Origin of the sequence: Microcoleus sp. LAD1_D5 (assembly GCF_036702115.1) — a bacterium.
Classification (GTDB): Bacteria; Cyanobacteriota; Cyanobacteriia; order Cyanobacteriales; family Microcoleaceae; genus Microcoleus.
In genome coordinates this window covers 17,976-32,999 of the sequence record NZ_JAUBSA010000043.1, presented here as the reverse complement: position 1 = coordinate 32,999, position 15,024 = coordinate 17,976, and the positions used below count along the sequence as shown (strand labels likewise).

Annotated in this window: 11 protein-coding genes; 6 read left to right on the top strand and 5 right to left on the bottom strand. The window is 47.0% G+C overall.

Annotated features, from left to right (window positions below; genetic code table 11):
- The 3 genes from QUA70_RS18085 to QUA70_RS18075 all read right to left on the bottom strand — a co-directional run.
- Positions 1-3,268, bottom strand: a 3,268-nt coding sequence (locus QUA70_RS18085; protein WP_333410529.1) for an esterase-like activity of phytase family protein, incomplete at its 3' end; no start/stop codon positions are given.
- 205 nt (positions 3,269-3,473) lie between these two features.
- On the bottom strand, positions 3,474-4,166 hold the full coding sequence (locus tag QUA70_RS18080) for a response regulator transcription factor (protein ID WP_333348998.1): 693 nt from the start codon (positions 4,164-4,166) through the stop codon (positions 3,474-3,476).
- On the bottom strand, positions 4,163-5,263 hold the full coding sequence (locus tag QUA70_RS18075) for a HAMP domain-containing sensor histidine kinase (protein ID WP_333349000.1): 1,101 nt from the start codon (positions 5,261-5,263) through the stop codon (positions 4,163-4,165). Before QUA70_RS18075 ends, QUA70_RS18080 begins: the two co-directional genes overlap by 4 nt.
- A gap of 300 nt (positions 5,264-5,563) precedes the next feature.
- Here QUA70_RS18075 and kdpA point away from each other — a divergent pair, with 300 nt between their 5' ends.
- The 6 genes from kdpA to QUA70_RS18045 all read left to right on the top strand — a co-directional run bounded on the left by kdpA (position 5,564) and on the right by QUA70_RS18045 (position 13,347).
- Complete coding sequence (gene kdpA / locus QUA70_RS18070; protein WP_333349002.1) at positions 5,564-7,324, top strand: potassium-transporting ATPase subunit KdpA; 1,761 nt, start codon at positions 5,564-5,566, stop codon at positions 7,322-7,324.
- 79 nt (positions 7,325-7,403) lie between these two features.
- Positions 7,404-9,506: a potassium-transporting ATPase subunit KdpB gene (gene kdpB / locus QUA70_RS18065; RefSeq protein ID WP_333349004.1), complete on the top strand. Its 2,103-nt coding sequence runs from the start codon at positions 7,404-7,406 to the stop codon at positions 9,504-9,506.
- A 131-nt stretch (positions 9,507-9,637) separates the two neighbouring features.
- A complete protein-coding gene (gene kdpF / locus QUA70_RS18060; protein ID WP_333349006.1) occupies positions 9,638-9,907 on the top strand; it encodes a K(+)-transporting ATPase subunit F in 270 nt (89 codons plus the stop codon).
- Between the two features lie 188 nt (positions 9,908-10,095).
- On the top strand, positions 10,096-10,725 hold the full coding sequence (gene kdpC, locus QUA70_RS18055) for a K(+)-transporting ATPase subunit C (RefSeq protein WP_333349008.1): 630 nt from the start codon (positions 10,096-10,098) through the stop codon (positions 10,723-10,725).
- A 74-nt stretch (positions 10,726-10,799) separates the two neighbouring features.
- Positions 10,800-11,942: a sensor histidine kinase KdpD gene (locus QUA70_RS18050; protein ID WP_333334492.1), complete on the top strand. Its 1,143-nt coding sequence runs from the start codon at positions 10,800-10,802 to the stop codon at positions 11,940-11,942.
- Between the two features lie 136 nt (positions 11,943-12,078).
- On the top strand, positions 12,079-13,347 hold the full coding sequence (locus QUA70_RS18045) for a sodium:proton antiporter (protein ID WP_333334491.1): 1,269 nt from the start codon (positions 12,079-12,081) through the stop codon (positions 13,345-13,347).
- Positions 13,348-13,456: 109 nt separating this feature from the next.
- Here the strand turns inward: QUA70_RS18045 and QUA70_RS18040 are convergent, their stop codons facing one another.
- Positions 13,457-14,053, bottom strand: coding sequence for a ferric reductase-like transmembrane domain-containing protein (locus QUA70_RS18040; RefSeq protein ID WP_333334490.1), 597 nt, complete (start codon positions 14,051-14,053; stop codon positions 13,457-13,459).
- 107 nt (positions 14,054-14,160) lie between these two features.
- The gene (locus tag QUA70_RS18035) at positions 14,161-15,015 is read right to left on the bottom strand and encodes an AraC family transcriptional regulator (protein ID WP_333334489.1); all 855 of its coding nucleotides are present in this window, start codon (positions 15,013-15,015) and stop codon (positions 14,161-14,163) included.
- Positions 15,016-15,024 lie beyond the last annotated feature (9 nt).

The following is a 15,024-nucleotide window of genomic DNA, read 5'->3' as shown; positions in this document are numbered from 1 at the left end:
CGGGGAATACGACATTGAGAGTCTTGTCGTGAGGAGTGTTGTAACGGTCACTATTTGCCTGCGGCGGCTGATTGGTGGGCAAGTTAGTGACATTGAGGTTCACTGAAATCGGGGGAGACGGGAATACCCCGTCGCTGACGGTGTAAGTAAAGTTGTCAATGCCTGCAAAACCGGGATTGGGAGTATAGTTGAAGGAACCGTCGCTGTTAAAAACTACCTTGCCAAAGTTGGGGGCCAAATCGAGTTTGGCAGTCAAGGGGTCGCCGTCGAAGTCGTCGTCATTGCCTAAGACTCCGGGGGCTGGCAAATTGAATACCTTGTCGTGGGGAATTTTGTAACTGTCTGGTTGTGCCGCTGGCGGAAAGTTAGTGACATTGAGATCCACCAAAATCGGGGGAGACAGCGATACCCCGTCGCTGACGATGTAAGTAAAGTTGTCAATGCCTGCAAAACCGGGATTGGGAGTATAGCTGAAGGAACCGTCGCTGTTAAAAACTACCTTGCCAGAGTTGGGGGCCAAATCGAGTTTGGCAGTCAAGGCGTCGCCGTCGAAGTCGTCGTCATTGGCTAAGACTCCGGGGGCTGGCAGGTTGAATACCTTGTCGTGGGGAATTCTGTAACTGTCTGGTTGTGCCTCTGGCGGAAAGTTAGTGACATTGAGGTTCACCGGAATCGGGGCAGACAGCGATACCCCGTCGCTGACGATGTAAGTAAAGTTGTCAATGCCTGCAAAACCGGAATTGGGAGTATAGCTGAAGGAACCGTCGCTGTTAAAAACTACCTTGCCAAAGTTGGGGGCCAAATCGAGTTTGGCAGTCAAGGCGTCGCCGTTGGGATTGTCGTCATTGGCTAAGACTCCGGGGGCTGGCAGGTTGAATACCTTGTCGTGGGGAATTCTGTAACTGTCTGATTCTGCCCCTGGTTGCTGGTTGGTCAGGTTAATGACGAAAGTCTGGCTAGGCGAAGTATCAATACCGCCGTTAGCTATACCACCATTGTCTTTGAGGGTTAAATTAATAATAGCAGTGCCAATCACACCGGCCAGCGGTGTAAAAGTCAGTTGTCCCAAAGAGTCGATCGCAGGTAGTACGCTGAATAAAGCAGTATCGTCATTCCCTACTACCACTTCAAAACTAACAGTTTGTGCCGACTCGTTGGCGGGGCCTGGGGAAATGCCTGTTGCCCATCCAGCAAAGGTTTGCGGGCCTCCGTCGTGGCGGGCGATTAAGTCGCTCCCTTTCACAAAAGAGGGTACATCGTTGACAGGATTAACGGTAATTGTTGCTGTCTCGGATGCTGTACTGAAAGCTGCCAATCCCCCCATACTGCTGGCAGTCGAAATATCAGCCGTCCCACCGTTCGTCAGGATATTACTGCCAGAGTTAGTCGTCGTTCCATCCCATGCCTGATAAGTGATATTGGCAGTGCCGTTGTAGTCTGCATTGGGAACAAAGCGGATGCTGGCATTGCCTGCTAGCAGTCTCGCTGCTGTTGTTGACGGTGTGCCGAATGCGATCCAAGTCGAACCGCTATCAGTTGAATATTCCCAACTGCCATTAGTATTGTCTGTCGCTGTGACAGCAATTCCTTGAGTGTCGGCGGTGTCGGTATCTGTAACTGCACCTGCAATTAAAGCAGAAACTAAGGTGCCGCTGTTGCTGGCAGGAGGTACATCTTCGTTAATTGCTGTTAGTATCGGCGAACCACTGTTGTCGAGTACAGGTGCGTTGTTGGCTGCAAACGCTGCGAATCTGGTGGGAATGGCAAAATTGTTGTCGCTGACAAGAATGAGCGTTCGCTTCCCAGTTGCCGTTTGAGAAGGCCCAAATGTCATCCCTTCAAAATTGTCTACAAGCGCCACAGGGCCTAGACTGAGGAAATAAGCAGCAGTAGCGATCGGAGTTTTCGATACCGGTGTAATGCCAGCAACACCAGAAGCAATCAAGCCAGTATTGCTTTGAATGTCAGTCGCACCGTTTAAAGAAATTTGATAAAGCTTCAAATCGCCTGAAGCCGGCGGCCCGGGGTTGAAAAAACGTTCGAGAACCAGCAGCGTATTATCATCAACGGCCAGCATTTCTGAAATGCCGTTGCCTGGATCAGTGTTGTAAAGAAATTCTCCGTTTGCGGTGTTTGTGGCTAAGTTATATCTTAAAATGCGCGATCGCGTGCCAATGGTAGCCGTTGTACCTGTAGCAGGGCCGTCTTGTTCAAGAGCATTTTCTGTTGCTGTAAACAGAAAACTTTGACTGGGAGTAATGGTCAGACTTTCAAAAGCTTGATTGTTGCGGATGCCGCTGTTAGTATCTGCTGATACGTTGTATTTGGAAGCAATAGGCAGTGCTAGGTTTTGATTTCCTGTTGCAATGGCGAAGCTATTAATAAAAGGCTGGGTAGTTGTCGAGAAATTTCCTTCAGAAGAGACGAAGACATTGCCGCCGATGAAGCCAATGCCCTCTGTATCCGATGTATCTGCGGCAAAGGGAGGCGGATTGCCAATCTGTGTCACCCCTGTAAAATTCACTTGTCCTGCTGCTGATGTCAAGGGACTCGAACTCACATTAGGTATAGTGAGGGTGTAAAAGCGAGACGGGCCAGGACTGCCATTAGGAATATTGCGGCCGTCGGAGATAGCGTAGTAAGTATTGTTGCCCGCGTAGGTAAGGCCAGACAATCCACCTACCTGGGTTCCTTCAAAATTTGTATTTGCCGGAAATCCTGCTTGTCCCAAAAATTGCAGGCCGAACACAAATTGATAGGCGGCCATCGTGGCTGGGTCGATCGCCAGCCCAGAGGACACCGCTCCTGTTGTATAATCTAATTCCCAATCTCCGCCCTTAGCAGAACTGCCGATCGGCGATCTAGAAGCAGCAATTTTTGCCTCGGTTAGCTGACTCAGTTGCTGCACAAAGTTAGCGCCCTTCTCCCCCGCCGCTACCTCGCACCCATAAAGCAAAATCTCTCCACTCTCTGCCAGCGATCGCGACCAACGCTGCAATTGCTTAGCATAAGTTTTTAAATTTGTCAAGTTTAGATCGATCGCGCCTAGCAGCAAACTCGCGGGGCTGCCGTGGGAGATGATATGAATGCTTTTGATATTGCTGCGACTCGCTAGTGCCTCAGTAATTTGTTCTACTCCATCCCGCGCCGCCTCCAGGGTAATAACTTCTGTCCCCGCTGCGATGCCGTTGCGGAGAGTTTGGCGATCGGGAAGGGCAGAGTCGAGAAAGGCGATGGCACTAAAAACTGAACTGATAAAATTTTGCAAAATACACCTCTGGTTAGATGATTCTATAAAACTTAAGATGTATCAAGCTTAGCAAATTCAAAAATTCAATGTCATCAGTAAAATTAAGAATCAAGACGAATGATACTAATTTCCCGTGAACCTGCAACAGAGGCATTTTGATAGGGGCAGGTTTAGCCAATAATTCCTTTAAAAAACCGACCATTCCGGTACAAAACCCGCCCTATCAAGGTTCGATCGCCAAAAGTTCTTCTGCTACCAATCCTTTCTGAATAGCGAGCACTGCTGCTTGAGTGCGATCGCGCACTTCTAACTTTTGCAAAATCGCGTGTACGTGAACCCGTACAGTCCCCGGAGCAATGTACAATATTTGTGCAATTTCCTGATTGCTTTTTCCCCCCGCAACTAAAGCTAAGATTTCCTGTTCCCGCTTCGTCAGGGGATTGTCTAAAACTTCCGATTTTGAGCCACCTTTGACAGGTTCAGGATTAGCAAAAACCGCCCTAATTTCCGCAGTCGCGGCCTGATCCCACCACGAAGCGCCCGCCGCTATTGATCGAATTGCCAACACTAAAGTTTCCGCCGCAATTCCTTTTAAACAATAGCCCTGAGCACCCGCACCAATCAATCTTTCAATTAAGAATTTTTGCGAATGAGAAGTTAAGATTAAAACGGGAATTGCTGGATGTCGCTGTTTAATTTGGCGGCACGCTTCAATACCCCCTATTCCCGGCAAACCGACATCGAGAACTACCACATCTGGCAAGTGTTCCTGAGTCAATTCTACCGCCGTTTCGCCATCTTCCGCTTCAGCAATTACTTGCAAGCAACTTTCTTGCTGCAATCGCGTTTGCAGCCCCAAACGAAACAGTTCGTCGTCTTCAACTAGGAGAATTCGTAATGGATAAGCTGGTTTCATTTCTGTGGGATAGCTGGGAGTCGGAATCCAAATAAAGCACCGTGGGGCAAGTTATTTTCTGCCCAAACTATACCGCCGTGTGCATCAATAATTTGGCGAGATAAGTATAATCCTAATCCCGATCCTTTGGCTTGCCTATCGCTGTGTCCTTGATAAAAACGCTCGAACAAGTGGGGCAGTTCATCTGCAGTAATTCCCAACCCGCTATCGATAACTTTCACCACCTGATAACTCGAATAAGATTCCATGATTATTTCTACTTTGCCACCGCGAGGAGAATGGTTTATCCCGTTTGTTAACAAATTAACAAAAACGCGCTGGAGTTGCACCGCATCGCCGTTTACCCACAAAGAGCGGCGGAAATCGGACTCTCCGTAACTCATATTAATGTAAACCCGGCGCGCCGCCGATAAATGGATGAGAGTTGCGATTACTTCTTCTGCCAAAGCTACTAAATTTACGGGCGCAAGTTGCAGTTTTAAACCTTCGGCATCGTTGCGGTAAACATCCAGCAGCGTTTCTACTAATTGTAGAGACATTTTGTGCGATCGCACCATTGTTTCCAGAACTTTTTGCTGACGGGCGGTGACATCCCCAAATTTTGCCTGCTGGAAAGCTTTAATAGTTTCGATCGCCCCCAGCATCGGCGTTTTTAAGTCGTGACTCAAAGTAGAGACAAAATCTTCTCGGATGCTTGCTAGCTGCTGCTGCGACTGCAACTCAGCTTTAGCGATCGCGATCGCCTCTTGGTACTGCTGGTTGCGATCGCTCAAATATCCCGTCACTCCCAAGGCCATGACTGCGATCAATCTATTTGCAACTGTCGCTAGGGCGATCGTTTCTCCAGGAGGAACAAACAAATTTAACAGCGTCAAAGCTGCCGCTACCAGGGTAATTTGTAACTTACCCAACCGACTCAAGCGCGAATTTGCCAATAAAATCGGCCCTGTGTAGAAATACCCAAACAGATACTCCGACGGCGTAGTAAATTCCAGCACTACAACGATCGCAAATAAAATTGCGATCGACCACCTCCCCCGCAAATACTTCTCTTGAACTGCCAGGTTGTCTGTGATTTTCAATAAGCTGTTTAACATCCTTTATCCATCCATTTTATATTTTATATTTACACTCTACTCTCTGCCTTATACCTGCGGTTTTTCTTCCCCAAAATTTGTCTCCTGTGACGCAAAAACAAGCGTTTAGATAATATCTATATCTGCAAGCATAGATACTGCTAAATATTTAAACATTTGTCAGTCCGTGAAAATATATAGCAGCTCAGCATAACGGGTAAACGGCAACTTATACCTGCGGGCTGATTATCAAAAATCCTAACCGCAAGTATATTGATTGTTAAAAGCAGATTGCACTTTTAAGGAAGTATTGGCTCAGTTATGCTTGAAGGATTAATTCAAATCGCATTAACGCTAATCATTGTAGTAGCGATCGCCCCTATTTTTGGTAATTACATTGCGCGGGTGTACATGGGAGAAAAAACAATCCTCGACCCCGCCATCAAACCTGTAGAACAACTGATCTATACCGCAGGCAACATCCGCTCTTCGGATTCGATGACAGGTTGGCAATATGCGCGATCGCTACTCTACAGCAATGCAGCAATGGGCATATTTGTTTTCCTAATTTTCATGCTTCAAGGAGTGCTGCCTTTAAATGCCACCGGCTTAAGTGCCCCAACCTGGGATACTGCGCTGCACACAACTATTTCATTCCTCACAAGTACCGACCAACAGCATTACTCCGGCGAGACAACATTTACTTACTTATCCCAGTTAACTCTGGGTTTTTTAATGTTTACCTCAGCAGCTACAGGTTTAGCAGTAGGTATTGCTTTTATCCGGGGCTTAACAGGCCGCCCATTGGGCAACTTTTACATCGATTTAATTCAATCAATCACCAGGATTCTGCTACCCCTTTCTTTAATAATTGCCTTGCTTTTGCTAATTTCAGGAGTGCCGGAAACCCTAGCAGGCCCGGCAATTGCCCGCACATTAGAAGGCGGCACGCAAGTAATTGCTCGCGGCCCAGTAGCTCACTTTGAAAGCATCAAACAACTGGGAGAAAATGGCGGCGGATTTTTTGCCATTAACTCCGCTCACCCCTTTGAAAATCCCAACCCTTTTACTAATCTGTTGGAAACACTAGCAATGGTTTCCATTCCAGCAGCTATGATTCACACCTACGGCAGATTTGCCAACAACAAAAAGCAGGGATGGCTGATTTTTTGGATGGTGTTTGGCATCTACGTTATCTTGATTGGCATTGCAGCGTTTGGCGAGTACGGCGGCAACCCTCAAATCAATAATTTACTTGGTGGGCAGCAGCCAAATTTAGAAGGCAAAGAAGTGCGATTTGGGTGGGCAGAAACTGCACTTTGGGCAGTGACTACCACTGGGACAATGTGCGGGGCTGTCAACGGGATGCACGATTCTTTAATGCCTCCCGGTGGTTTTGCTACTCTGTTTAATTTATTTCTACAAATCGTTTGGGGCGGACAAGGAACGGGAACGGCTTACTTATTTATCTACTCAATTTTGAGCGTATTTCTCACCGGATTGATGGTGGGGAGAACGCCGGAATTTTTGGGACGCAAAATTGAAAAACGGGAAATTGTTTTAGCCAGCGTTGTCTTGCTAATTCACCCGATCGCAGTTTTAATCCCCGGTGCCATTTCTCTCGCCTTTACAGACAGTTTGAGCGGCATCAGCAACCCGGGATTTCACGGCATTTCTCAGGTGATGTACGAATACGCTTCGGCGGCGGCTAACAACGGTTCTGGTTTGGAAGGATTGGCAGACTCTCAACCTGCGCCGACAGGAATTTGGTGGAATTTAAGCACCTGTTTTAGTATGCTGTTGGGGCGCTACGTTCCAATTATTGCCCTGCTGCTTTTAGCTGACAGCATGACGAACAAACAACTGGTTCCTGAAACAACGGGTACTCTCAGAACAGATTCAGTTTTGTTCACCAGCGTAACCGCAGGAGTAATCATAATTCTGGGCGCGCTGACATTTTTCCCAGTTCTAGCTTTAGGGCCAATTGCCGAAGGATATGAAATTAGCAGCGGCAAATTTGAACCCACACCGATAACTGCACCCACAAAACCTTTAGCAACACCAACTCCTCCACCTCGGTAGCAAAAATTTGTCAACCTCACTCTTTTCTTTCTCTGTATTCTCTGTGTTCTCTGTGGTTCATTAAAAATCCCCAATCGACATGACCTCTTCCCCTACTCCAGATTCCCCAAAAAAACCTGCTAGAGGCTCTCGCGAGTCTCGCAAGCACACGCCGAAAGCAAATACTAAAGGCCTTTATCAAAGAGCTTTTAAAGAAGCTTTTGTGAAGTTAAACCCGCGGGTGATGCTGAAAAATCCGGTGATGTTTGTGGTGTGGGTTGGCACAATTGTGACTGCATTATTAACGATCGACCCGACGCTGTTCGGCCCGGTTGCCGGCGAAAATCAGAGAGTTTTCAACGGTTTAGTCACGTTTATTTTGTTCTTCACTTTGGTATTTGCTAATTTTGCCGAAGCGGTAGCAGAAGGGCGCGGCAAAGCGCAAGCAGATGCGCTGCGATCGACCAAAGCCGACACAACAGCCCGCAAACTCCTACCAGACGGTTCAATTCAAGAAGTTAGTTCGACATCCCTGAGACGCGGCGACCAAATTATAGTGATCGCAGGCGATGTCATTCCTTCCGACGGCGAAGTGATTGCAGGCGTCGCATCTGTAGACGAATCTGCGATCACCGGCGAATCCGCGCCAGTGCTCAAGGAACCGGGTTCGGACATCGCCAGTTCCGTTACCGGCGGGACGCGCATCCTTTCCGACGAATTGACGCTGCGGGTGATGGCCGACCCGGGTAAGGGGTTTTTGGATAGGATGATCGCGCTGGTGGAGGGCGCTGAAAGGTCGAAAACGCCCAACGAGATCGCGCTGACGGTGCTGCTGGCCGTGTTGACGCTGGTGTTTTTGATTGTGGTGTCAACGATTCCGCCCGTGGGAACTTACGTGAAAACTCCCGTGGGCGTGGTGACGCTGATTTCGCTGCTGGTGGCGCTAATTCCAACAACCATTGGGGGTTTGCTGAGCGCGATCGGCATTGCGGGGATGGATCGCGTTGCTCAGTTTAACGTGATAGCGACCTCTGGACGCGCCGTGGAGGCTTGCGGTGACGTGAATACGCTGATTTTGGACAAAACGGGGACGATCACGTTGGGTAATCGTTTAGCCGAGGAGTTTATTCCGGTCAACGGTCATTCACTGCAAGAAGTGGCGCAGGTAGCACTCACTGCGAGCGTGTTTGACGATACTCCAGAGGGAAAGTCGATCGTCCGTTTGGCTCAGAATTTGGGCGCACAGGTGGATTTCGATCGCCAAAACGCTCAAGGAGCCGAAGGAATTGATTTTTCGGCAAAAACCCGGATGTCTGGTACGGATTTGCCCAATGGTACGGAGGTTCGCAAGGGCGCGGTGGATGCGGTGAAGGGTTTTGTGCGATCGCGCGGCGGCAATTTCGGCCCCGATCTCGATGAAGCTTACGAGCGGGTTTCGCGCTTGGGAGGCACACCTTTAGGCGTTTGTCAAGGCGACGACACCTACGGCATTATCTATTTAAAAGATGTCATCAAACCGGGGATTCGCGATCGATTTGACCAACTGCGAAAAATGGGAATTCGCACCATTATGCTTACCGGAGACAACCGGATTACAGCATCAGTAATTGCCGATGAAGCAGGCGTTGACGACTTCATTGCCGAAGCAACTCCAGAGGACAAAATCGACGTAATTCGCAAGCAACAAGCAGAAGGCAAATTAGTAGCAATGACGGGAGACGGAACCAACGACGCACCCGCACTAGCGCAAGCAAACGTAGGACTCGCGATGAATTCGGGAACCCAAGCCGCGAAAGAAGCTGCAAACATGGTGGACTTAGATTCTGACCCCACCAAACTAATTGATTTAGTGACAATTGGCAAACAATTGCTGATTACTCGCGGCGCGCTGACCACATTTTCCCTAGCCAACGACATTGCCAAATATTTTGCAATTATTCCCGCAATATTTGCCCCTGTTGGCGCTTTAAATATCATGGGTTTAGCCAGTGGTCAGTCGGCGGTTTTGTCTGCATTAGTTTACAATGCTTTGATTATTCCCGCTTTGATTCCGCTAGCATTAACCGGGGTTAAATTTCGACCATTGAGTGCCAATCAACTGTTGCAGCGGAACATTTTAATCTACGGATTGGGCGGGGCAGTTGCGCCGTTTATTGCCATCAAAATTATTGATGTTTTGATTACTGCCGTTGGGTTAGCATAGAGGTTCGGCAGCGGATTGTGTAACCGCTTTAACAGATTTAAGGGATACAAGGGAGAGCGACAAGAGGAAGATTAATTACAAGATAGTTGCTGCAATTTATCAAGCAATTTAATGAAAAAATAGGAGTAATTATGAAACGGAACGATTTGCTGAATCATGTTTTGCCCAAGGATTTTCAAGAAACCGTTAAGTTAGCACAAATGCTTTGGCAGCGCCACCCAATCCCGGTGCAGCTATTTCTGGTAATGTGCTTTAACTTAATAATTGCCCCGGCTGTTTATGCGGCTGCGGACGAAGGTTTGACTAAAAAAGCTGCGTGGGGTTTAAGTCTTTTGGGTTTGGTGATTGTCGGACTCGCAGTTTATTTGTTTGTCGTGATTTTTCAGCCGGAAAGATTTTAGGTCAAGTATGTAGTAATACGGTTCAGTTAAGCTCGATCTCCCTGGCGCCCCCTTAAAAAGGTGGGGAAAAGAACTTACTCCAAGTCCCCCTTAAGAAGGGGGATTTAGGGGATCTCCGAGGAATAAATAGTTTTAACCCAAGCTTATTGGGTTGTCATCAACAAACAATTAGTTAAGTGAGGTAATTTATGAGAGAATTAATTCGAGCAATTCGCGTGACTTTAGTTTTGTGGGGAATCACCGCAATTATTTATCCCTTGATCGTGCTAGTAATCGGCCAAATTGCCTTCAATTCGCAGGCAAACGGAAGCTTAATTCGCCCGCAGGGAGTTGTAGTCGGTTCCTCGTTAATAGGTCAACCTTTCAGCTCGGATAAATATTTTTGGAGCCGCCCCAGTACCACAAATTACAGCAGCTTTGCGACCGAAAATTACGATCCCACAAAGGGAGAAAATTTCAGTCAAAGAACAGGTGTTTCGGGAGCTAGCAACCTGGCTCCCAGCAACTCGGATTTGCTGAAGCGAGGTAATGAAAAAGATGGTTTCCAAGGGGTGCAAGTTGAATTAGACCGCCTCAACAAAGCTGGTATCAAACCGACTGCTGATTTAGTCTACACCTCTGGTTCTAGCCTCGATCCGCACATTAGCGTAGAGGCAGCTCGATCGCAAACTCAGCGGATAGCAACGGTGCGATCGCTCAATCTCAATCAAGTAGAAATGTTGGTATCCAAAAATACAGACGGCAGATTTCTCGGCATTTTCGGCGAACCGGGGGTTAACGTCCTCAAACTGAATCTGGCTCTCGATCGTTTACAATAGTTTACAACAGTCGCCAGTCATCGGTCATAAACTGACGCATGACTGGAGATTGACTAACTACCCACTACTCAGCTATGATTCACTCTAGCGAACTTACCAACAATCCAGACGCGGTTTACGCCCAACCGAACCGCACTTACGATCGTACGCCCCGCCGGGGAAAGCACAAAATATTTATCGGTATGGCCCCCGGTGTTGGCAAAACTTTCCGAATGCTGGAAGAAGGTCACAGGCTCAAATCTGAAGGTATTGATGTGGCCGTTGGACTATTAGAAACTCACGGACGGAAAGAGACAGCAGCTAAAGGGGAAGGACTCGAAATAGTACCCAGAAAACAAATGCTACGGGGCGAAAAAATTCTCACAGAAATGGATACTGAAGCTGTCATAGCACGCCGCCCCCAATTAGCATTAATAGACGAACTTGCTCATACAAATATTCCCGGTTCTCTCCTAGAAAAGCGATATCAAGACGTAGAAGAAATTCTGAATGCTGGGATTGATGTTTTCTCGACGCTAAACATTCAGCACATAGAAAGTCTCAACGATTTAGTAGCTCGAATTACCGGAGTTGTAGTCCGAGAGCGAGTACCCGATCGCGTCCTCGAAGATGCTGACGAAATAGTCGTTGTCGATGTCACGCCGGAAACTTTAGAAGAAAGGTTGCTAGAAGGCAAAATTTATGCTCCCGAAAAAATTGAACAATCTTTAGAAAATTTTTTCCAGCGCCGTCATTTAATTGCTTTGCGAGAACTCGCCCTGCGAGAAGTAGCAGACAATGTTGAAGACGAGGCAGCAACTTTAAAAGGTCAACATTGCAACATTCACGAACGAGTATTAGTATGCCTCTCGACTTATCCGAACTCCTTGCAACTGCTGCGACGGGGTGGGAGAATTTCTAGCTACATGAATGCCCCATTTTACGCTCTTTTTGTCGATAATCCAGATCGATTTTTAACAAAAGCCGAAAGCTTGCACGTTGAAACCTGCCAGAAGCTTTGTCAAGAATTTAACGGGCAATTTCTGCGGGTGGAGAGTCCGAATATAGCAAAAGCAATTTCCGATGTAGCGAAACAGTATCGCATTACTCAAATTGTGATCGGCGAAAGCCAGCAATCCCGCTGGAAATTGCTACTGCGGGGTTCTTTGACTCAACAGTTAGTGCGATCGCTCAAACACGTAGATTTGCACATCATTGCTACCGAAAAAAGTCAGTAGTCAGTTGTTAGTTCTTAGTGGTCAGTAGTCAGTTGTTAGTTGTTAGTCATTTAGCATAACAACTGCAACTTTCGGAGGATAGGAGGCTCTAGCTGATGGTGGATGCGCCCGAAGCTTTTACCTGTCAAAATCGCACTTGGTAAACCTGATTAAAAGTGCGATCGCTATGGTGGATATTTACATTCTCGACTTGCTAGCTATTGGCATCCTCCTGCTGAGCGTCACCTTGGGTTCCGGATGGATTTCGCGATTGCCTGTATCTTATGCCTTAATTTATCTAGTTGTCGGTATCGGATTGGGACCCTACGGCTCCAAGCTGATTAACTTGCGTCCCGAAGCTCAATTTATAGAAAGACTTACAGAATTTGTAGTTATTGTTTCTCTGTTTAGTTGTGGCTTAAAAATGAACCGCCCGCTGCAATTTTGGGCTTGGAATTCCACAGCCCGGCTGATCGGTTTTTTAATGCCAATTTCTATTTTTGCGGTGGCAGCCGTGGGTCATTGGTGTGTGAAATTAGATTGGGGTCCAGCGATTTTACTGGGAGCAATTCTCGCTCCCACAGATCCAGTTTTAGCCTCAGAAGTTCAGTTGGCTAATCTAGACGATCGCGATGAATTGCGCTTTGGTTTAACATCAGAAGGCGGTTTAAACGATGCTTTAGCTTTTCCCTTTGTTTATTTCGGCATTTATGCGCTAAAAGATAACAATTGGCCGAACTGGTTTTCCCAGTGGGTAGCAGTTGACTTGATTTGGGCGATCGCAGCAGGTATCGTTATGGGTATTTTAGTAGCTAAAGCCGTCACCTGGATCGATCGCCGACTCCAACGCTATCAACCGGCCGATGAATTAATGGAAGATTTCATTGCTCTCAGCACAATTCTGATCACATATTCTCTTACAGAAGTAGTCAACGGCTACGGATTTCTCGCAGTTTTTGTAGCAGGAATTGTCGTGCAGCGGAGTTACCGAAAGCCAGAAAAGCCGCTTTCCCAACTGCACTTTACCGAGCGCATTGAAAAGTTAATGGAAGTAGGAACTATTTTACTATTAGGTTCGCTTTTGCGCCTAGAGCCTATGTTGGCTTATGGAGGATACTCCCTCTTAGTAGCAGGATTGTTAATTTTTTTAATCCGGCCTGTGGGAGCTTGGATTAGTACGATCGGCAGTCCTTTGCATCCCGCCAGCCGCTGGCTGTGCGGTTGGTTCGGCATTCGTGGCGTCGGTTCTATCTATTATCTTACCTATGCTTTCAGCCAGGGTTTGAAAGGCGAAACAGCCGAAAAAATTGCCTGGATTACCTTTACAACCATCGTACTTTCTGTGATTCTGCACGGCATTACTTCCACCCCGTTAATGAACTGGTACGAGCGCCGAATTAAACCTAAAGTACCGGATTTAATTTAATTAGGACTTACGAATCGGAGCCGAGAAACCGGGTTTTTTACGAAAATACTTTGTTATAGCCCCCCGATTAGGTAAAAAACCCGGTTTCTTTGGTTGGAGTGTGTAAGTCCTAACTAACTAATTTTCTCTGTATTCTAGGAGAAACTAGGCGAATCATAATTGCTGCAACTAGCAACACTGTCAAAGGTAAATATACGAGCATTGACTTGACAATCTTGGTAGTGAATTCAAAGGTAAAAGCCAGCCAGAAATAGTGCATTCCAGCGTTGTGCAGAATTCTCCAGGCTCGTTTACCTATCCATGCTGCCGATCGCTCAAAAGATGTTACAGTCATCGCAAAAAGGAAGACATAGCCTAAGATCCCCAGAGGGTCAAACTTAGGCGATGCTCCAGAGGTTGCAAACCACAAGCCGCTCCACGCGATCGCGTGATACGTATGCGACACTGCCATCGATACCCCCAAATAGCGGCGATTTTTTAAGAGCCACTGTGTAAATGTAGTTGGCCAAAGCCTGCGAAGTGCAGAAGCAACAAAAGCACTGAGAAATAAGATACACGAAGTACGAGCAGTTGCTCGAATCGCCATCCGCATCCCTTGTTCATCAACACCGTGAATCAGCCAGATAACAGCAAGCATAATGCCAACTATCAGGGCAGACAAACCAACGATGCTCCATCCTTCAAAAGCAAATTTAGTACCTTTCATCCTTGGTTACTTCTTAAAAGAAATTGTCGGTAGGTACTAAATTTAGCGCTCGCACTTTGCGGCTGTCTTGCCCAATCTTCCCAAAAATGTCCTAATCTTCCCAACCTTCAAAGCGCATCTCTATATGCCTTTGGCGTAGTGTTGGCGTATTGGCGAAAAACTCTGGTGAAATGACTTTGATTTTGAAAGCCGACTTGGTGACAGATTTCTACAAGTGTTAACTCCCGGCGCTGGAGCAACTGCTTTGCTCTCTCTATTCGGCATTTCATCACATATTGATGAGGTGTAACTTTTGTAGATTGCTTGAATAAACTAGCAAAATAATGCGGACTTATCTGCACGGCACTACTGAGTTTTTCCAAACTTAAATTCTGGTCTAAATGTTCGTCAATGTAATTGAATACTTGCCTGAGCTGATACTTGCACAATCCGCCCGTATAGTTTTTAATCTCCTTTTGAAAGGAACAGTAGCGCCTCAGCAAATGCACAGAAAGCGCTGTTGCCATTGACTCTGCATAGAGGCGGCTGTCTGCACCTCCGGCTGCTAGTTCTTCCTTCAAAGCTAGCCCCATATGCTGAATTAATGGGTCGCGTAGCTGCAATTGTGGCACTAACTCAATGCGATCGGCATCCACAGATTCAAAAGCAGCGCGGGCAAGCATTGCAGGTTCGAGAAATAACTCAATTAATGGAACTTCGCGATCGACTAATGTTCTAGGAAAAGTTTGAGTAGCAGGAATAATAGCAATATCACCATTGGCATAATCTACGTGCTGCCAACTTCCATTAAACATAAAACTAGCCCGAAAATCATTCTGAGCAATCATGATAAAGTGCTGACCTAAATCACTTTCCGGCATTTCGTCAGCAGGTTCTAGCTCGTAGATGAGATTCAAACCATCCCATCCCGCTTCAAAGCTAGAAAGGAGGTGCAAGTGTGGCGCAGGTTCGTTATTAGACACGGCTAGTAT